Source organism: Fibrobacter sp. UWR4 (genome assembly GCF_003149045.1).
Lineage (GTDB): Bacteria > Fibrobacterota > Fibrobacteria > Fibrobacterales > Fibrobacteraceae > Fibrobacter.
Window position 1 is genome coordinate 1 of the sequence record NZ_QGDU01000040.1, and the last position, 20,020, is coordinate 20,020.

General features: G+C 48.8%; 16 protein-coding genes and 2 tRNA genes. 6 read left to right on the top strand and 12 right to left on the bottom strand.

The annotated features are described in order from the left end of the window. The first annotated feature begins 232 nt into the window (after positions 1–232). Positions 233–1,072, top strand: a complete 840-nt coding sequence (locus BGX12_RS13340; protein WP_109736540.1) for a hypothetical protein — start codon at positions 233–235, stop codon at positions 1,070–1,072. Here the strand turns inward: BGX12_RS13340 and BGX12_RS13345 are convergent. Next, on the bottom strand, positions 1,069–4,224 hold the full coding sequence (locus BGX12_RS13345) for a type IA DNA topoisomerase (RefSeq protein ID WP_109736541.1): 3,156 nt from the start codon (positions 4,222–4,224) through the stop codon (positions 1,069–1,071). The two genes, BGX12_RS13340 and BGX12_RS13345, sit on opposite strands and share 4 nt — an antisense overlap. Then, positions 4,221–4,601 carry a hypothetical protein gene (locus BGX12_RS13350; RefSeq protein ID WP_109736542.1) on the bottom strand — a complete coding sequence of 127 codons (381 nt, stop codon included), beginning with the start codon at positions 4,599–4,601 and terminating at the stop codon, positions 4,221–4,223. Before BGX12_RS13350 ends, BGX12_RS13345 begins: the two co-directional genes overlap by 4 nt. A 309-nt stretch (positions 4,602–4,910) precedes the next feature. Between BGX12_RS13350 and leuA2 the strand changes: the two genes are divergently transcribed. From leuA2 to BGX12_RS13365, 3 genes are read left to right on the top strand one after another with little or no spacing between them, the layout of a single operon-like run. Continuing rightward, positions 4,911–6,482: a 2-isopropylmalate synthase LeuA2 gene (gene leuA2 / locus BGX12_RS13355; protein ID WP_233246400.1), complete on the top strand. Its 1,572-nt coding sequence runs from the start codon at positions 4,911–4,913 to the stop codon at positions 6,480–6,482. A gap of 54 nt (positions 6,483–6,536) precedes the next feature. Beyond that, a complete protein-coding gene (locus BGX12_RS13360) occupies positions 6,537–6,887 on the top strand; it encodes a hypothetical protein (protein WP_109736543.1) in 351 nt (116 codons plus the stop codon). Continuing rightward, positions 6,880–8,193, top strand: a complete 1,314-nt coding sequence (locus BGX12_RS13365; RefSeq protein ID WP_109736544.1) for a pyridoxal phosphate-dependent aminotransferase — start codon at positions 6,880–6,882, stop codon at positions 8,191–8,193. The genes BGX12_RS13360 and BGX12_RS13365 overlap by 8 nt, the downstream gene beginning before the upstream one ends. A gap of 283 nt (positions 8,194–8,476) precedes the next feature. On the opposite strand, the gene mqnE is transcribed toward BGX12_RS13365, so the two are convergent. The 7 genes from mqnE to BGX12_RS13400 all read right to left on the bottom strand — a co-directional run bounded on the left by mqnE (position 8,477) and on the right by BGX12_RS13400 (position 15,184). Continuing rightward, positions 8,477–9,517 (bottom strand): aminofutalosine synthase MqnE, encoded by a 1,041-nt coding sequence (mqnE, locus tag BGX12_RS13370; protein ID WP_109736545.1) that lies wholly within the window; start codon positions 9,515–9,517, stop codon positions 8,477–8,479. Between the two features lie 203 nt (positions 9,518–9,720). Continuing rightward, positions 9,721–9,794: transfer RNA gene (locus BGX12_RS13375), tRNA-Met, on the bottom strand. A gap of 87 nt (positions 9,795–9,881) precedes the next feature. Beyond that, a complete protein-coding gene (locus BGX12_RS13380) occupies positions 9,882–11,075 on the bottom strand; it encodes a CDP-alcohol phosphatidyltransferase family protein (RefSeq protein ID WP_109736546.1) in 1,194 nt (397 codons plus the stop codon). Between the two features lie 30 nt (positions 11,076–11,105). Beyond that, positions 11,106–12,755 carry a DNA repair protein RecN gene (gene recN, locus BGX12_RS13385; protein ID WP_109736547.1) on the bottom strand — a complete coding sequence of 550 codons (1,650 nt, stop codon included), beginning with the start codon at positions 12,753–12,755 and terminating at the stop codon, positions 11,106–11,108. Between the two features lie 12 nt (positions 12,756–12,767). Further along, positions 12,768–13,547 (bottom strand): tRNA (guanosine(46)-N7)-methyltransferase TrmB, encoded by a 780-nt coding sequence (gene trmB / locus BGX12_RS13390; protein ID WP_109736548.1) that lies wholly within the window; start codon positions 13,545–13,547, stop codon positions 12,768–12,770. Positions 13,548–13,610: 63 nt separating this feature from the next. After that, positions 13,611–14,501 (bottom strand): hypothetical protein, encoded by an 891-nt coding sequence (locus BGX12_RS13395; protein ID WP_109736549.1) that lies wholly within the window; start codon positions 14,499–14,501, stop codon positions 13,611–13,613. A gap of 92 nt (positions 14,502–14,593) precedes the next feature. Further along, positions 14,594–15,184 carry a hypothetical protein gene (locus tag BGX12_RS13400; protein WP_233246401.1) on the bottom strand — a complete coding sequence of 197 codons (591 nt, stop codon included), beginning with the start codon at positions 15,182–15,184 and terminating at the stop codon, positions 14,594–14,596. 237 nt (positions 15,185–15,421) lie between these two features. Here BGX12_RS13400 and BGX12_RS13405 point away from each other — a divergent pair, with 237 nt between their 5' ends. Then, a complete protein-coding gene (locus tag BGX12_RS13405; RefSeq protein WP_109736551.1) occupies positions 15,422–16,228 on the top strand; it encodes an exodeoxyribonuclease III in 807 nt (268 codons plus the stop codon). Positions 16,229–16,348: 120 nt separating this feature from the next. Here BGX12_RS13405 and BGX12_RS13410 read toward each other — a convergent pair. After that, a tRNA-Thr gene (locus BGX12_RS13410) sits at positions 16,349–16,420 on the bottom strand. 136 nt (positions 16,421–16,556) lie between these two features. Further along, positions 16,557–17,861 carry a pyridoxal phosphate-dependent aminotransferase gene (locus BGX12_RS13415; RefSeq protein ID WP_073158328.1) on the bottom strand — a complete coding sequence of 435 codons (1,305 nt, stop codon included), beginning with the start codon at positions 17,859–17,861 and terminating at the stop codon, positions 16,557–16,559. Between the two features lie 371 nt (positions 17,862–18,232). Between BGX12_RS13415 and BGX12_RS13420 the strand changes: the two genes are divergently transcribed. Continuing rightward, on the top strand, positions 18,233–18,649 hold the full coding sequence (locus tag BGX12_RS13420) for a type I restriction enzyme HsdR N-terminal domain-containing protein (RefSeq protein ID WP_109736559.1): 417 nt from the start codon (positions 18,233–18,235) through the stop codon (positions 18,647–18,649). A gap of 29 nt (positions 18,650–18,678) precedes the next feature. Here BGX12_RS13420 and xseA read toward each other — a convergent pair whose 3' ends face one another. Next, positions 18,679–19,977: an exodeoxyribonuclease VII large subunit gene (xseA, locus tag BGX12_RS13425; protein ID WP_109736552.1), complete on the bottom strand. Its 1,299-nt coding sequence runs from the start codon at positions 19,975–19,977 to the stop codon at positions 18,679–18,681. Positions 19,978–20,020: the final 43 nt, after the last annotated feature.

The following is a 20,020-nucleotide window of genomic DNA, read 5'->3' on the forward strand; positions in this document are numbered from 1 at the left end:
GAACAATCGGCCGAGAAAACGACTTGGATTTCTCACCCCATTAGAGTATATTTCTAGGCAAGTTAAACAAATTTACTTGGCGACTTAAATTCGCCATATAAATGGAGATGAAGGACCTTGGCTTTGGTTTAACGGCAATACAGAAAATTATACAGGATATGACATTTCAAATTGGGGCGGTCTTTGCGTAGAATACTCTTCCGATCAAAATTTCAGTCTGAGAGTTCAGTCCTTGCATGAAGAATCTCCCAGTAAATATCAGTATGCAAGTGTTGCATTAGACTCTGGTCTGCATCGTACAAAAAAGTTCGTTTGGGATTCCTGGAATTCTTCCTCTGATAAAAATACTGTCATAAAGTCTGCAAATAGCTTGAACTTCTATGGTGAAAAAGATCTTCAAGGCATCATAGAAATTGAAAGAATTACGACAATCAACAAAGTGAAAAATCTATTTTCACGAAATTGTATTGAAGCTGATTCCACGTGTTTCTATTGGAATGGAAAAAAAAGCGTGAACATGAAAGATGTTCGTCCTGATTCAGCTTGGGTGGCTTTGATTCCTAGTGATAGTGAATCTAGGTTGCTAACTGAAGCGGGTGATACTTTGGGTGGAAAAATAGGTAGTCAAATAATACCGAATTCTGCTTTTGTTGGATGTGATGGCATATGTGGTACATTTATTCCTAAGAATGGTACATACGTTCAGGTCTCTTTAAGTCATGCTTTTGCTGCTGATTTGACAAAAGAAGATGGTATCTGTATGTCGTATCTAAGTTCAGCAGATCATACTGTTTTTATCCTTTCGAAGGAAACGAGTCAGGGCTATTCTAAGATGAGTGGGAATTTGGAAAAGGCTACATCAGTAAAAATGGTGAATGTGAAATGGAGTGACCTTTCAAAAGATTTTTTCCCTGAAGTGACTTTTGAAAACTTTTTTGAAGGAGACGTTATTATCTCAGTGAACTTGCAAGGTAATTTTCAAGAAAACGTTAAATTCAATATTTTCGAAATAGGTAGTTATGGAACCTGCAAGGGTGTTTATGAGGTTCCAGACTGGTTTAAGTCGAATTAATTCTTCTCAATCACTTCCACAGTCAGCTTGTTGAAGGCGAGCTTGCCGCCTTCGTGGATCTCAAGGGCGGCACGGAATACCGTGTCGTTCTTTTTAAATGGCTCCAGAGTGGGAGTACATTTTTTCTTGAGAAGTTCTTCTACTTCTTCGTCCGAGAACTCGCGTTGATAGAAAATCTTGGGAATGCCGTAATTGCAGTGGTTGTTCATGCAAACGTATGCGGATACGTTATTGCCGTTGGCGTCTGTTCCGCTGCGGAATCTAAGCTGGTCTCCGCAAACAGGGCAGGGAAGGTCTCGTCGCAGGAATTCAAATTCGACGCGGCCGATGGGGCTTAGTTTGAGGTAGGCGTCAAAGGTGTCGCCTTTCTTGCTCTTGAATCCGCTGATCAGTTCGGTCTTTTCTCCGGAGAGCAATGCCTTGATATCTGCTGCACGGAGCTTCTTTCCTGCTACGGATTTGAACAGGGTGAACTTGCAATCACAAGGATTGCCTTGTTCATCCCGATCTGTGCCCTTGCCAGTACAAAAAATTGCGTTCTTATTTTCTTCCAGCGTATGCTTACAAATCGGACACTTGTATTTTGTTTCTGTTCCGTGGAAGTGACCGTCGTTCTCGAAGGAGAATGTTGCCTTGTGGTCGCTGTCCCAAATTACCTTGGCGCTGAAGGATTGGCCTTTCTTGGTAATAAAATCGGTGATGACGTCGGTGGCGCCGTTGTTGAAAAGTTCTGCAATTTCCTCGTCGGTCATGATGTGGCCGGCGATGGTCTTGAAGAAGACAAAATCGCAAGTAGATTCTGCGTTTTCTGGACCTAGATTACTTTCGCAGGTAAGGCGGTTGCCGGAGTCCAGGATCTGCTTGCCGCATTTTGGACACTTGTAATTCGTGGGGGAGGATGCCCTGGGTTCATCGCTGAATTCAAATCCGATGTTGCCGTCTTCGGCCAGAGTGAGGGTGGCGCTGAAGGTGGTTCCCTTTTTGCTCTTGAATCCGCTGAGTAAGTCGGATTTTCCTGTGGCCAGAAGCTTTGCCATTTCTGCGTGGCTCAGGGTGCGGCCTGCAATAGTGTGGCCTGCCTTGAATCCGCATTCGCTGTTCTTGCAAACGTAACCCCAGGGGGCGATTTCCATGGGTTGGCTGCATTTAGGGCAGGGCAGGGCGTCGGTAACGGTTTCTCTCTCGAACTGGCTGCCGTATTTTTCCTTCAGGTGGACGAATAGTTCCCGCACATAGTCCATGATGCCATCGCGGAATTCTACGGGAGTCAAGAGTCCTTTTTCCACCTGCGAGAGTTTGTATTCCCATTCGCCAGTCATTTCTGGAGACTTGACTTTTTCATCCATCAAGTCAATGACTTCGCGGCCTCTGGCGGTACTGATCAGGTAATTTTTCTGGGCTTCAATGAAGCCGCGCTTCTTCAAAGTCTCGATGATGCCTGCCTGGGTTGCAGGAGTTCCAAGACCGCGATCCTTCATGGCTTCGGCAAGTTCTTCATTCTCAATTTGCTTACCGGCAGTTTTCATGGCGGCGAGGAGAGTTGCTTCGGTATAGTACTTGGGCTTGCTCTTCTTTTTTTTCTGAAGCTCTACGGTGTCGAAGGGGGCCTTGTCGCCAACGTTCCAATCCGGGAAGGCGTCTACGATGTTGGTGATGTCGTCGGAATTGCCGCTATCACCGCTTTCGGCTGCGTCGCCGCCGGCTCCTGAACTAGAATCACTTTTTTTGGAAGTCTTCTTTTTCTTTTCTTCCTTCACAAGCGCACGGAAACCCAGGTCCTCGTTTTGCTTCAGTTTTAATCTAAAGACTTCCTGCCTGTCACCCTGAGGACTCTCAGGGTCGGCTGTATGCGGGCTGGCCAACAAAGCCTCCATTTCGTTCCAAACGTAGGGCTTTAACCATGCCTGGATAAAACGTTCCTTTGCCAGGTTGTAGATGTTTTCTTCCATCTCGGGAAGACCATTCGGCTGTTCGCCTGTAGGGATAATTGCGAAATGGTCCGTCACCTTGCTGCTGTTGATGAAAACGAAGTTTTCGCTTTCGGGGCGCATGATCCCTTGTTGGGCGGGGGTGGCCAGGCGAGCTGCCAGCTGGTAGGCTTCCTGCTTCATGGTGTCGGGCAGGTAGGCGGAGTCCGTACGAGGATATGTTAGAAGTTTTTTTTCGTAAAGATTCTGGGCACAGTCCAACACCTGCTGGGCGCTGTACTTAAAACGCTTGTTGCCTTCCTTCTGCAGTTCTGTCAGGTCGAAAGGCTTCTGGGGAAACTGCTTTTTCTGCTGGACATCGATGGCGGTAATAACCGCTTCTTCTGGCGGGGAACACTTATCGACTACGGCCTGGGCCGGTTCTTCTTTCTCGAAGACGGCTACCTTTAACGGGACGCCTTGCTGAGGTGTCTCAGCATCGGCTTTTTTCGTGTCGGACTTTGTATCCCGATCGGGATGCAAAAGCTGTGCCTGGAAACCTTTCCAGGTACCGACCACGCTGTAGTAGTACAGTTCCTTAAACTGTTCGACGACGGTATCCCGCTCCACAATCAGGTTGAGGGTGGGCGTCTGTACACGGCCCACGGAAATCATCTTGCCACGGCCGGCGGTAAGTGTGTAGGCTCGGGTGGCGTTGAGGCCCACCATCCAGTCCGCACGTTGACGCAGGCGTGCTGCAAAACTAAGGTTCAGACGTTCCGTGGCATCTTCCAGATTTTTCCATGCTTTGTCTAAATCCTTGGCCACGTAGCTGTTCACCCAAAGGCGCTTTACCTGCTTCTGGCGGAAGGCGGGGGTGTAATCCAGAATCAAGTCGAAAATCAGGTTACCTTCGCGACCCGCATCCGCTCCGTTCACAAGAACGTCTGCCTTATTCATCATGTCCCGCACCACAGCCAATTGCTTCTTGGTGCTTTCGATTTCCATCAGGCGGAATTTTTCGGGGAGCAGGGGGAGATTGCTTAGACGCCAGCCACCTTCAAAACCGGGATAGGCGTCCAGGGGGGCCAAGGTAATCAAGTGACCGACACACCAGGTAATGCAATGGTTCTGCCCAATCAGGCAGCCGTCGCCCTGGGTGAACTTTTCGCCTTCCAGGCGTTCCAGCATTGGTCTATAATGCTGGTTTGCAACGGAAGGTTTTTCTGCCACTAGAAGAATCATAGTGGCAAAGATATGAATTTTTCGTTAAAGAATTTGGTGTGCTCGCTTTCTAGACGGGTGCCACGTTCATAAATCCACAGGTAGCAATCTTCGTCCACCACTTCGTAGTCGGAACCGCCGTTGAAAACATTGGCTACACCGTATTGCTCGTGATCCTTGCAGAGGGCTACCTTGCAATTCAGAATTATGGATAAATTCATGCATGCCTGTTCCAGTGCGCCGTTATCCAAATCCTCACTTTTCAAGGTGAATTTGGACGTATCCTTGGAATTAAACTTTAATCCAATGCTTTCGAAGTCCTGCTCGATCCAGGATTGCTTTGCACCTAGTTCGGCAGAAGGGGAAATGCGGCCTCTGATGGTGAATTCGTGTTCCATATTTTTCAATTTAGAAATTCAGAACGAACTCTGTTTGAATCGGTTCTGTTCGTCCCTTGCCGAATTGAAAAATTCTTTGTATATTCCAAGGTATGAAAAAGATTCTAGACCTACGACTTCTACTTTGCATCGCTCTTCGTGATACTGAGGCGAGGTTTTAGGCTATTATCTAGAATCAATCAAAGATTTTAACCAATAAAAAGGCCCGCTTCGAATATGTCGCGGGTCTCTTTTTATGGTCAATTTTTTATTTTTGATGCGTAAAATTTGATACTTGCGGCATATTGATGCCGGCAGGAGATAAGAAAGATGAAATGTATGATGGATTGCGCCGATCAGGCAAGAAAACCGTTCTTTTATGACGTCACCCTCCGTGACGGTAACCAGGCTTTGCCCAAGCCATGGAATAATGCTCAGAAGAAGGATGTTTATCTTCAGCTGTTGAAGCTGGGCGTCCAGGGTGCCGAAGTGGGTTTTCCCGCTTCTTCTGAAATGGATTTTGAATCTGTAAAGGAACTGGCTCAGCTTACTGCCGAAATGGCTGCCGCAGGCGACGAAGTTGCCCAGAAGGTGGTTGTCTCCGGTTTGGCCCGTTGCGTACCTAGCGATATTCAGCGTTGCTGGGAAGCTGTCCAGTATGCACCTCATCCCCGTATCCATACTTTCCTGGCTACTAGCCCCCTCTCTATGGAACATGTGCTCCACATGACTCCGGAACAGGTGAAGGCCCGCGCTGTAGATTGCGTGAAGCTGGCCAAGTCTTTGGTAGGCGACAAGGGTGACGTGGAATTCAGTTGCGAACACTTTGGCGACTGCCTGGAAAACATGGATTTCGTTATCGAAGTCTTGAAGGCTGTGGTGGAAGCTGGCGCAACTACCTTGAATTTGCCCAATACTGTGGAACGTTACCGCCCCATGCTGTACATCTCCCAGATCAAGCAGGTGTACGATGCAATGCCTAAGAACGTGACCATTTCTGTTCACTGCCATAACGACTTGGGCATGGCAACTGCAGCTACCGTGGAAAGTTTCTTTGTGGGTGCAACTCAGCTGGAAGTTGCCCTGAATGGCTTGGGTGAACGTTGCGGTAACACCAACTTCTACGAAGTGGCTCTGGGCCTGCACAATTCCGGCGTAGATACCGGCCTGCACCTGGACAAGATTTACGAAACCGCCATCTTGATTTCCCAGTGGTCCGGCGTTAGCATTTATACTCGCGCCCCGCTCATTGGTGCCGAAGCTATCGTTCACCGTAGCGGTATCCATCAGGATGGCGCCTCCAAGACCAAGGACATGAAGAAGGGTGCATACCGCCCCATCGACTATTCCATCATTGGCCGTAACCAGAACGATTCTCTCAGCTTTACCAGCCAGAGCGGTCGTACCGCCGTGTACGAAATCATCACCAAGTTCGGTTACAAGCTGAGCCTGGCTGAAGCCGCCGAACTGCAGCCCATCCTCAAGAGCTACAGTGAAAAGGAAGGCGAAATGAGTGCCGAACGTGTTCTGGATGTGTTCCGCGAACAGCGTGTTAACGTCAACGGACGCCTGATTTTCAACAACATTGAGGTGATTCCCGACGAAGGTCGCTTTATCTTCCACTTCAAGAAGGATGGTGAAGCCTTGGTCAAGTCCGTGACCGCCGAAGGTCCTATCGAAGCTGGTCTCATTTTGATGCGTGAAATCGGCATGCCGGTGGAACTGATCAAGTACCGCCAGGTTGTGGTTCCCGAAAAGGATAAGCTGTGGGCTGGTCGCGGTCTCAGCCGCATCGTGCTGAAGGGTAACAACAAGGAAGTGGAAGGCCGCGGTGTAAGTAGCGATACTCTCAAGGCTAATATGCGTGCCCTCTTCGGTGGCGTGAACTTGCTGTATAGGTAGTAGGAAGTAGACGGTAGGAAGTGACAGTAGGCAGTAGGTAGAAGGAAGTGGAAAGTGCTTGGTAGATTGATTCGTCCTTTTAAGAGAATCAAGGAATCGTTGACTGACAAGATCAGCGGTTTCGTTGGTCCTATTAAGAATGCGTTAAACGATTTGCGAGGTAAGATTCCAAGTCCCAAGGCCTTTGCTGGTTCCGAAGATGCTGCTGACGGAGACGAAAATGCTGTTGCAGTATCCCAAAAGCCTGGATTGCTAGGACGTCTCAAGAACTTCAAGAATTCCTTGAAGGAAATGAGTGACATGCAGAAATTGATTCTCTTGACAATCGCCATTTGCCTTCCTGCAGGTATTTTGATTTCCACGTTGCTGGTGGGCTTCATCAAGAAGCGCAAGAAGAATGGATAAGTTCAAACTTTCCGAACGTTTACCGAAGGACTTGACCCCAAGTCCTTTTTTTGCAGAACTGGAACGGACGAAAAAGGATTGTCCGGATTACATCGACATGACCGTCAGTTCTCCTGTTCGTGTGGGACTTCCGGTGGAATTGGACTCCGCAGTGGATTCCGCCCGCAAACAGTTCGGCTGTTGGTCTCCGGACGCCTCGGGCTGGCGTGAGGCTCGGGAAGCGGTCGCTCAGTACTACAAGGAACGTGGGGGAGTCTTCACCGCAAATCAGGTCATCATTACCGCCAGTACCAGCGAAGCCTACTCCGTTCTTTTCAAAACCTTCTGCAATCCAGGGGATGTCATCCTTACTCCTATGCCGGGTTATCCGCTATTGGATACACTGGCTCAGTTGGAGCACCTGGAATGTGCGCCTTATTTTTTGAAGCTGATTTGGGATAAACCGCAACGCACGCTGGCTCAGTTAAAGTCCCGCGAACAACCTACGGCCCAGTTCCGTTTTGTCGTTGATACGGATAGCTTGCTGACTGCCCCGGAACGTTCCCGCATCTTGTTGCTGGTGTCGCCCCACAATCCGACAGGACATGTCGTTTCTCTTCAGGAATGGAACGAAATTGTCCGCTTCTGCGAAGAGAACAACTTGATCCTTGTGGTGGATGAAGTTTTTGGCGACTACGGATTTAGCAATGATGTCAAACGTAGCTGGCAGTACCTCCGGGGAGGCCTTGCAGAAAGTCATTCTGAACTTGTTTCAGAATCTGCTTTGGGGGACTATTTTGACTGTGGCGGAAACGATGTGGTCTATGCTCCCGTCGATGGACCCAAGTGCCCCATCTTCTGGCTTAACGGTTTAAGCAAGGCCGTGGGTGCGCCTCAGTTGAAGTTCGGCTGGATGGCATTCTACGCGCCCCGCGAAAGATTTGAAGAAATACGCGCCGCCCTGGAATTTGTGGAAGACGCCTACCTCAGTACATCCTCCTGCGCACAGGCTCTAGCTGCTCCGCTTCTTGCGAACTCCGCTGAATATGAAACCTTGGTCACCGAGCGTCTAAAACTGAACTGGGAAACGTTGCGCGCTGCATTCCCCAGCAAGTACTGCCCCAAGGTTCTTGGGGGCTGGTACGCCGTAGTCCATCTGGGCGAAGACGATGAAGAACTGACTCTGCGCTTGCTCCGGGAAAAACATGTGCTGGTGCAGCCCGGATTCTTCTTTGATTTCGAAGAAGACGGTTGGATCGTGATTAGTTTGTTACAAGAACCTCCGCAGTTTGCGGAAGCTGTGCAGCGGATTGCTGAGCTCAGTTAAAAAACGTTTTTACGTATAAGGCGATGATTTTGTGTGGTTTTATACGTAAAATTCTGTACAAATTAACGCTAAATCGTCTTTTTTTAAGGTGAATTTCAAAAAAAATCCTTTGAAAATGGCTGAAAATGCTCTCGCTGAGCCTTTTTACATTCAAAGGAGATAATTTTGTTTTGTACAAAGTAATTCTTTTACCTATAAAAATACTCTTGGATGAAGTTTTATACGTAAATCGAGTGATAAAGCTTGATGTGGAGTCCTGCTAAGAGCGGGGTTCGCAAAATCACTAGCCGTACACTTCGTACTTGGCGTCGCGTTCCACAGGTTCCAAACCTTCGTTCATAATCAGTTCGCGCATGCGTGCGGGACTCATGCCTACGGGAACCTTGGCGCCTGCGGCGTGGGTAATCTTCTCTTCGATGATGGTGCCGTCCAGGTCGCTTGCACCGGAGTGCAATGCCTTCATGGCGGTTTCGATACCCATCTGGATCCAATAAGCCTTGATGTGGGGGAAGTTGTCCAGGAACAGGCGGGCTACAGCTACCGTGCGGAGGATGTCTTCCTGGGAAGTCATGTTGGGCACGATATTGTGGAGGGCGTTGTGTTCCGGATGGTAGACCAGCGGAATAAAAGCAAAGAATCCCGGAGCCTCGTCCTGCAAGTCGCGGAGCATTCTCATGTGGGCGATGCGGTGTTCCGGCTTTTCAATATGGCCGAAAAGCATGGTGGCGTTGGTGGGAATTCCGATCTTGTGGGCGGCACGATGAACGTCCAGCCATTCCTCGCCGGTTTCCTTACCCGGGCAAATTTCATCACGGACGCTCTGTACCAGGATTTCGGCACCGCCGCCGGGGAGGGCGTCAAGACCTGCACCCTTCAGGGTTTCCATAATCTGCAGGGGCGTCTGGCCGGAGAGCTTGGCAAAGTGGGCGATTTCAACAGCGGTAAAGGCCTTCAGGTTCACCTTGGGGAATTCGTCGCGGAGCTTGCGCAACATTTCAATGTAGTAATCGAAGGGGTGGTCGGGATGGAGGCCTCCGACAATATGAAGTTCTCGGGCGCCGCCATTGATGGCGAAGGCTGCCTTGTCGCGAATGGTATCGTAGTCCCAGTCGTAGGCGGTCACGCTATCCTTCTTGATTTTGCTAAATGCACAGAACTTGCAGTGCAGAACACACACGTTGGTGTAGTTAATCTGGCGGTTGTTCACCCAGTAAACGGACTTGCCGTGGCGACGCTCCTTTTCGGCGTTGGCCATGGCGCAAAGTTCGTCCAACGGGGCGTTCAAAAACAAATCAAGAGCTTCGGATTCAGTCATTCGGGACATGCTTCAAATGTAGAAAAAACGATCCTGCAATGAAGTCGTCAGAAGAAAACGCGTGGTCTTGTATTCCTATATCTATTTTTTTTGATTCTTGATTAATTAGGTCCCGAATATGATCAAAAACCGGTTTCATTGGGGGCCGCCATAAGTGAACAGCCCTGCAACTAAGCAAAAAGTCCAGCTGTAAAGCTGGACTTTTTGTGTAGTAGCGGGGGCAGGACTTGAACGCTGCGACCTTCGGGTTATGAGCCCGACGAGCTACCAACTGCTCCACCCCGCGTCGAGGTGAAACCATATATAGAAAAACCCCTGACTATTGTCAAGGGCTATTGTTTCTTTTTTTAAAGGACTTTAATAAACCTGCATATTAGACAAATTTTTTGAGGATGTGCTTGCAGGATACGAAATAATCAATACCGCTCAAGATGGTTGCTGTGGTGATAACTCCCATGACGATTGTGGGGAAGGTGTCCCAGATGTCATTGAAACCAGGAATCAGTGCGCGTATCGGGTCGATTGCTCCTGCGAGAATGGCGACGATTCCGATGCCTTGCAGGGCTGTTTTCCATTTGCCACTGCGACGTGCCGGCATAATCAAGCCTTCGCTTGCTGCAAGTGTACGGAGTGTTTCCACGCTGGATTCGCGGAAATAAATGACGGCAACCATCCATACGGGTGCATAACCTGTAGCGATGAAGCACATAAAAATGGTCATGTTGGAAATCTTGTCGCTGAACGGATCAAGATACTTTCCAAGAGTACTGACTTCGCCCATCGCACGAGCCAATTTGCCGTCCAAAAAATCCGTGAGCATGAAGCCCAGAACCATTATCAGAGAAAGAACTTTAAACACCAGACTGTTGTTGCTGTAGTTCAGGTCGTTATCGTAGAAGAATACCCACAGGAAGAAGGGCGTCAGAACGATGCGGCTCATGGTGAGCTGGCTTGCGATGGATAGGGGCTTGCGATGGGCTGGATCGCGGTAGTACCAGTAGGCGTAGGCCACTGTTGCCGCTGATATCAGTAGGATGGAAGTCACCATGCATATTTGCTGGTATCCTTCCAAATTCAGAAGGTAAACCGCCATGGTGATGGTTATGGACAGGTTTGCCAATTTGCTCCAGCGACGCTTGCGGGGAAGCTGCTTGCCTTCGCGGAGAACTCCCAGGGAGAATAGCGTGTGCGCAATAAGACGGGCTAGTAAAAAAACGCAACCGACTGCCAGCAATTTTTCTGCGGATGCATTCTGCATCAGGTCACGGACGAATATGCTGGTCATCACGACGAAGGAAAGAAGTCCGTCTATGAAATTAAGCCATAGCCTGTAATAGGGCTTTTCCAATTCCTGGGAATGAAGCTGGTAAAGGTTTACCCATCCCATGATCATAGCCATCAGGACGAATGCGGTGGCGGTCTTTGCCATGCCCTGCCAGATAAAGATAATGACCGCTACAAATACTAGTGCGCGGAGGACGCTCCAAATTCTTGTACGGAGTCTAACTTCTTCCTTTTGCTTTTCGGGAAGATTGAGAATATCGGTTTCTTTTATTTCTTCGCTCATTTTTCTTCTTCTTAAAACTTGACCTAAAATCTATAAATTTTCGTCAAGCAGTTGCTTGGCGTGTTCTCGAACGGTTTCGGAATCACCTCCCAGCATTCTCGAAATTTCAGCAATACGACCGTCTCGGTCTAGGTCCACCACAGAAGTGAATGTTCTACCGTCGATTTCCGTCTTGCTTACTGCCAACTGGTTTGCTGCACGACTTGCCACCTGATGGAGGTGGGTGATGGTTAAAACCTGGTGGTGCCTGCCCAGGTTACGGAGGGCGACGCCAATGCTGTTGCCTACTTCTCCGCTAATGCCGGAGTCCACTTCGTCAAAGATTAGCAGGGGGACCTTGTCCAGTTCTGCCATGACGCTCTTGATGGCGAGCAGCAGACGGGACAGTTCACCGCCGGATACGGCCTTCTGCAAACTCTTACGACCTTCGCCAGGGTTTGGGGCCAGCAGAAATTCAATGCGATCGGCGCCCAGAGACGTTAAAGACTGCTTTTCGATAGATGTGCTAAATTCGGCCTTAGGCATTCCCAAGGTATGGAGGATGTCGCTTACGGCACTGTCGTAACGTTTGGCGGCTTCTGTTCTTGCGGTAGTAAGCTGACCTGCGATTTTCTCCAGTTCGGTCAGTGCCTTCTTGGATTGGCGAGATAATTCCTCCAGATCCGCATCCAGATTTTCCAGGCTGGACAATTCTTCTGCGCGCTGTTCGGTAAGGGATATCAGACCAGCCACGTCTGTACGATACTTGCGCTTCATTTTTTGAATTTGGGCAATGCGGGCGTTTGCTCTGTCGATTTCTGCAGCACTCATGGCGGCGGAGGGACGGAGGCGCTGCAAATCCTTGCAGATACTTTCGAAGGGGTCGTAAACCTCTTCCAACGCCTTCAGATCTTCTTCGTAATTCGGGCACTTGATGGCCAGCGTATGCATCTTGGACTGCAAAATTTGCATCTGGTCCAACAGTCCGTTTTCTCCCGCAAGCATTCCCTGGATTTCGTCCAGCAGGCGGTGTTCCGCTTCGCTCTTGCTGGCACTGCTGACTTTCTCTTCCAAGGTTTCTTCTTCGCCTTCCTTTAAGGCAGCCTTGGAGAGTTCCTCGTACTGGAACTTCAGGAAGTCTTTTTGTGCGGCAAGATTCTTTGCTCGTTCCTCTGTTTCGGAAATCTTGTTCTGGATTTCATTCCAGAGATTCCACTGCTTGGTGTATTCGTCCAGAAGCAGAGCGTTGCCTGCATAATCGTCCAGCATCTTCACATGGGTGCGTGTGTCACGGAGGAGTAGCTGTTCACTTTGCCCGTGCATCTGGATCAGTTCTTCGCCAAGACGTTGCAGGTCGGATAGGTTCACCATGGAACCGTTGACGCGGGCGCGGCCCTTTCCGCTTTCCGTGACTTCGCGACGAATTACGAGTTCGTCATCGGGGTCGATTCCGATTTCTTCTAGAATGTTCTGGACCTGGGGTTCCTTGCTAATGTCGAAAGTGGCTTCTACTACGGCTTTTTCTTCGCCGGTACGGACCATGGAACCCTGGGCTTTGTCTCCACAGACAATCCTTAAGGATTTCAAAAGTACAGACTTACCTGCACCCGTTTCGCCGGTAATGGCAGTAAAACCCTGACGGAAGGGAACTTCTGCCTGGGCAATTAAAGTAAAACCATTAATAGAAAGAGACTTTAGCATAGTGCGGATAAACTAGAAAAAAGCAAGCGTCAAAAGTTGACAGCCGGGCTGCTTCTCGAATTCGATGATGGAGCGGTAGATGGGGCGGCCTTCCTTGCGGTACTTCTTTTCAAAGCCGGTCATGATGCCTTCGGTAGGTTCGGCAGTGTTACGAACCAGGACCTTGCAACCGGGGAAGTTGTCGAATACTTCCAGGGCGACTTCGTTATATTCCTTGTGATCGGTGCCCCAGTAGAAAATTCTCTTGCCAGGCTTCAAGACGCGAGCTACCTGTTCCAGAAAGTCGGGGCGGAGCAGGCGGTTCTTGTGGTGACGTTCCTTGGGCCACGGATCCGGGAAGTACATGTGGAACGCGTCCACGGTGTTGTCCTTGACTGCGTCACGAAGGAAATAGAAAACGTCTCCGCGGAGCATGCTTGCGTTTTCCAGGACGCCTGCCTTGTTCATCTTGCGCTGTGCAAATGCAGCCCAGGTGTAGTCCCACTCGCTACCCATGATGTAGTAGTCGGGATGCTTCGCGGCGTAGTCGGAAATAAAACTTCCCTTGCCGGAACCAATTTCCACTTCGATGTGGTCGTTGTGGTTAGGGAACATGTCCTTCCAGTCGAAGTCCAGTTTGTGGGGGAGTCCATCGGGAGTGGCGATGGGCTTGCGGTCGCCATTGGTACGGAATACGTAGTGCCAGAGACTCTTTGCGTTTTCGTCTTCCTTCAAGTCGCGGAAAAATTCCGGGATGACCACCTCCTTTTCGGTGGTGACTTCTTCAACTTCGTTTTTTACTTCTTCACTCATATTTCGTTCCTTACGTCATCCTGGAGCATAGCGATTGGATCCATGACGATTATTAAAATTTGGCTATAACAGGATTGCGATCTTATCCAGGAATTTCTCCGGAATCTTCTTGGCAATGACATCCCTAATGTATTTGTCGGAATACTTCATGGAGAAATGGCTTAGGATAATCTTTTCGCACTTTACGCTGTCGCCCATTTCGTTCAAGGCACTCACGATGTCGTTGATATGACTGTGTCCCTTCTTAACGCTCATGGATTCATCTTCCGGAGACAGGAAGGTGCATTCCGTAATCAAGACCTTGGACTGGAAAACTCTGTAGTTGTCCAGCAAGCTTTCTCCCATGCAATCACCCATGAAACTGACCAGGGGGTCGTAAACTTCGCGAGTGATTTCCACGTTGTTTTTACGCAGTTCAATCAGTTCTGCGGGAGTTTTCTGCAGGAATTCGTCCTTCAGTTTTTTCTTGTAATGGTAAAGGGTTCCACCCATGGCTGGAATGGAATGCTTTACTTCAAAAACTTCCAGAGCGAGATCCTTTCGATATTCCAGGAATCGCATTTCGTTGGGGCTGACGGGAATGATGTTGGGGTAGCGGAACTTGTTTTCAGGAACCCCTTCGAACATGGCTTCCGCCCGAATCCATTCCTTGGCGCCTTCGCAGATGAAATCGGGCATGTAGTAGACGCTGTCACGTTCTACGCCCATCATCTTGCGCAGGCTATGGTGACGCATGAGGCAGCGTCCGTGATCGCCGTGGGCATGGGTCAGGAAGACGTGATTGAGGGATGTTGCGGATAGGGGACATTCTCCCATGTCCACGCAAAAATCCAACTCTGACATCTGTAGGTAAGTGGCGAGCCCGGAGATGGAAAAACCAGCAACGGAGGTGCAGGAGGTGTCTACATGGACCTGCCTGAGGGCGTTGTGGATGTGCTTGTTTTCGGGAGCCATATTTGCCTTGAATTCTTGTTTTTTCGGTGGCAAATTTAGCAAAAAAAAAGGTCCCCTTATGGGGACCTTCCTGAAACCTAGGGGAGATTTGCTTACTTTGCTCTTCTCTTCTGTTCCTCGGAAACCAACTTTTCGTAATCGGCGCAGCTCATGGTCTCGATGTGGTTACCCATGGCTCGGCTACGGGTTCTGTCGTTGCCCTTCTTTTCGGGAATGCGGAAGCAGAAACTGTAGTTGGTACCCTTGTCCGTCGGGATGCCCATCTTGAAGATGCGGATTCTATCGGACTTGCTGGTGTAAATTTCGTGGTAATCGTAGGTATTCTTGATCTTTTCAAGACGCTTTTCCTGGCTGAACAGGATTTCGTCGGTAATAGGACCGTCCAGATAAATCGGCAGGGAGTTCTGGAAACGGAGTTCCATCTTGTCGCCGCTCTTGACGATGGAGGTTTCCTGAGGCTTGATCAGGTAACGCTGCTGAGGAACGTTCTTATAGGCCAGGGTGCGAACCGTACGGACACCGCACATTTCTCGCATGTCGGGCTGCTCAACAAAGTCGATATCTCGGCAGATAGGGGGAAGGTTTGTGGGGACTTCCAGGTTTTCTCCATTGGAGGAACCTGCGCAGCCGGCCAAGAAGGAGAGCATCACGATGCTAGAGAGCAGCAAAAATTTTGATTTCATGCTTTTAAATATAATATTATAAATAGCTTATGTGATTTATTTCTTTTGATATTGTAAAAAAGATTTTCAGGAAAAATGCTGAGAAAATGGACTTTTGTAAAGTTTTATTTACTAAATGGGCGGTTTGGGGCTGAAAACGGTCAATTTGCAGGGGTGTTCAATAAAAAAGTCTTTTTTGACACAGAGTGACAAATGAAATAGCTATTATTGTGCCCCGGAATTAAGATTGGGTAACAAATGAATATATACAGTTGGAATGTTAACGGCATTCGCTCTGCATTAAAAAAGGATTTTGAGAGTTGGTTTAACTCTGTTAAGCCTGACATCCTGTGCCTACAGGAAGTCCGTGCCGAAGAAGACCAGATTCCCGAAAGTATTACCAAGGCCGACGGTTATTTCTCCTACTGGAATCCCTGTGCTCGCAAGAAAGGGTACAGCGGTGTTGGAGTGCTGACCCAGATTGAACCGGACCAGGTCAACTATGGTTTCGATATTGAGGAATTCGACTGTGAAGGCCGCGTCCTCCAGCTAGTATTTCCGGATTGGGTCCTGAACTGCATTTATTTCCCTAATGGTGGTTCCGGTGATGACCGCCTGGATTATAAACTTCGTTTTTACGATGCCTTCCTGGAAAATTGCAAGAACTGGATCAGTAACGGCAAGCATGTCGTTACTGTGGGTGACTACAATACTTGTCATAAGGAAATCGATATTGCCCGTCCCAAGGAAAACGAGAATGTCAGTGGCTTCTTGCCCATTGAACGAGCCTGGATGGACAAGTACGTAGAAAACGGCTTTGTGGATAGCTTCCGTAAGCTGCATCCGGACCAGAGGGATATTTACTCCTGGTGGAGCAACCGCTTCGGCGCTCGTGCCCGTAACGTAGGTTGGCGTCTGGACTATGCCTTTGTAGATATGGGTCTTGTGCCGAATATCGTTGCGTCCAATATCCATACAGAAGTGAAGGGTTCCGATCATTGCCCCATTAGCATTGAATTGGAGCCGCCTTTCGCTCCGCTTCCTATTAAAAAGGCCGAAGAATAATTCAGCTCGTAATCAAATAGACCTGTATAAGAAAGCCCCGCAACGATGCGAGGCTTTTTTTACGGCATTCCAGAAAAGAACAAAAAAAGACCCGCCATTTCGGACGGGTCTAGTACTTAGAGCCCAGATCGGGAGTCGGACCCGAGACCTCTTCCTTACCAAGGAAGTGCTCTACCACTGAGCTACCTGGGCTTTTTCTAGGTGAGCCCAAAGATAGTTCATTTTATGAAAACTTTCAAGGGGAATTTTTGAAAAAAAGGAAGAATAAAAAACAAGTTCCTGGTTTGATGGCCAGAAACTTGCTTAATTTGTTTGTGACTTGCCGCGACTAGCTGTGCAAGTATTCGATGATGGCGTCGTGGATGGTAGTGAACACGCTGCGCAGTTCTGCTTCGTCTTCTTCAAGCAGCGTCACGCGGAAGCCCTTGAGGTCGGTGCAGAAACTGGTGCTGGGCACCACGCAGATACCCTTTGCGCCCAACAGATAGTACACGAAGCGGTAGTCCAGATTTTCGGTCTTGGAGCACCATTCTTCAACCTTGGCCTTGATCTGCGGATTGTCGATCTTCAGGCTCTGGTGGTTGTTCAGAACACCTTCACGGAAGATGATGGTGTTGTAGAATGCACCGTAGGTGGGGTTGAAATACAGTTCCGGAATGTCGGAAAGGATTTCGTTAATGATAGCGCTACGACGGCCAATCTTTTCGTTCAGAGCCTGGCGGTGTTCCATGAAGCGAGGATCGCCCAGCACGCGAGGAATGGTCATCTGGGGGAGAGTGGTGGAGCAGACTTCGACCATCTTGGCGTTATCCAGAGCGCGGCAGAAGGCGTCGAACTGTTCGTCCTTGTCGCGGTTGTAGTATTCAGCCCAGCCGCAACGTGCACCCGGCCACGGATATTCCTTGGAAATACCCTTCAGAGCGATAGCCGGAACGTCGCCGATGTATTCGGCCAGAGCGTAAGCTTTTGCTCCATTGTAGGTGATCTTGTTGTAGATTTCGTCGCAGATGATGAACAGGTTGTAACGCTTTGCGATATCAACGATCTTCTGCAAAATTTCCAGGGGGTACACCATGCCAGTGGGATTATCCGGATTCAGAATCAGGATGCCGGCGATGGAGGGATTGTACTTCACCTTGTTTTCAAGTTCTTCCAGGTCCGGATACCAGTGGTTTTCCGGCTTCATGCTGTAAGTGATAGGAGCAGAGTGTGCATGTGCAGCTTCTGCAGAGCTGTGGGTGCTGTATGCAGGAGACGGTCCAATGATACGGGTGGTCATGGACAGGAGACTGTACAATGTGGCGATTGCATCACCGAGGCCGTTGAAGAACAGGATGTCGTCAACAGTAATCTGGGCGCCGCCCAGCTTGTTGGTTTCCTTCACGATGAATTCGCGGGTTTCCAACATACCCTTGGACGGGCAGTAACCATAGGAACGGTTTTCCTTGGAAAGGTCCACAACGATGTCCTTGATCCATTCGGGAACCTGGCACTTCTTTTCAATGGGGTCGCCGATGTTTTCCCAGTGGATCTTCGGCATGCCCAGCGTTTTCAGGAGGTTCGCCTTCTTTACGATCTCTCGGATTTCGTAAGACAGTTCCTTGGCACCTTCGGTAAGCAAACGCTTTCTCATTTTATACTCCTTAGAGGTATTATAATTCTCTTAATTAACGGGTTAATTATAGAATAAAATTCTAGAGAATTTTCCTTTAGTTATGGGTTTTGGTTTAAATTCGGGCAAAATAAAAAGGGCCGCCCGTTGGGACTGCCCTTTGAATTCCTTTTTGTCTGATTCACTTGTTGGTTACGTACAGACCTTTACAATTCCTGAACAGTCGCGTATGATTCAACACAGGCTCGTGCTTCCGCCGCGCCTGCCGCCATCGCTGCTGCGATGATGTTCTGTTCAAAGATCTTGTTCATGGCAAAAAATATACTACCGAATTTTGATAAAGTCAAGATGCCCTTTAAAAGTTTTTGGATTTCCTTTTTTACATTTGCGACATGGCTTCTGAAACCTTATATGACCCCATTCGCAAGAAGGATGTTCCTGCAACGCCCGAAGAACACGTGCGCCAGGCGACTGTCCGTTATTTGTTGGACCAGGTGAAGGTTCCGGAACATTTGATTGCAGTGGAATTTCCCCTGAACGCCATTGACCCCAAGACGGATGACCGCGTGGACATTATGGTCCATAACTTTAGGGCTGGAGCTGGTATGGATAAACCTTGGCTTCTGGTGGAATGTAAGGCTCCCGGGGAATACAACTGGCCTGCATTGCAGCAACAGCTGAACAAGTACCTGCAGATTTTGACCCCCAACTATGTGATGCTCTCGTTGGGTGATGCTGTTCGTTATTTCAAACTTGACGCGGTAACGAAACGCTTTGAGAAGATTGAGTCTCTCCCGCAGTTTCAATAACTGTTGATGCTGATTTTTGTCAGAACGACTTATTGAACGATGGAGGTAACTTCTCCGTCGTGGAATCTGGAGGTAAGTTTGTCTCCGGATTTGAGCTGGCTTGCGCTGCGGATGAATTTTCCTGCAGAATCCAATGTAAGGGAATATCCCTTGGCGAGAATGTTTGCCGGGTTAGCTGCATTTACCTTGATTTCCAACAAACTAAACTTAGCCTTCTCAAGGTCCAGAATCTTGCGGGTTCCTTGCTTAAGGCCTTCTGTATTACGTTCAAGACGATCGTTTTCTCCACGAAGGATGTACTGTAAATCACGTTTCAGGTTGTTTCCGCAAATTACGAGATTTGTCTTTTCGCCTTGAATTTTCTTCGTCACCTTTTGCTGCAGGCTATTTCCGACATTTGTCAGGTCCTGCTTATAGTCTGCCAGCATGTCCTTGGAATTGTTGGCAATATCCTGTGCGACGTGAACCATCCTGCTATAGCTTTCAAGTACACGGTCAATGAGGCGCTTAGCCGTGTCCGTTGGAGTGATGCAGTACTGGTAGGACACTTCATCCAGTAGGCTCCTATCAATTTCATGACCGATGCCTGTAAATACAGGAACGGGGTAGTTGGCGACTGCTCTGCATAGGGCTTCGCTATCGAAGAAGTTCAGGTCTGTCTTGGAACCTCCTCCTCGTACAATGCAGACCACATCCAGGGAACCGTCTTCAGCAAGTTTCGCCAATGCTGCAAGAACGGTGGGTTCCGTTTCAGAACCTTGCATTTTGGCAAATTCAGTAACAACTGTAAATCGGAAAGGGGATTCTTCCAACTTGGTGGTGAAATCCTTGTAGGCGGCAGTTCCTTCTCCAGTAATAAGCCCCACTCGTAAGGGGACCTCCGCTAGCTCCAATTCCTTGTTCTTTTCCAGCAGGCCTTCCAAAGCCAAACGTTTGAGAATGGCTTGCTTGGTCAGGGCCAGTTCGCCCACGGTATAGACGGGGTCAATGTCCAGAATTTGCGCCTGCAATTTGCCATAGGGAACGTACAGTTCCGCCTTAATCAAAAAACTGACTTTAAGTTGGTCCTTCAGCTCAAAAGGTTGCCCGCAGGACATGATCTTTGCCTGTATGGCGGCAAAACGTCCTGCAAAACAGGATAGGTTGATGACCGAAATGGGCTTTACGTTGCCATCCACGAAATCCGCAATGGTCAGGTACAGAATGTTGGGCTTGCGGGTAATTTGGGTGATTACACCGCGAACCCAGACGGCGGGGGTTTCCTCCACCTTCCTTTTCAGGGATGTCAAGTACTGAGTGACCGTATAGGACTTAATTTCAGGTTCCATGAGCGGGAATATAATTATTTCGGATACGTAAAAAGGCTATTAT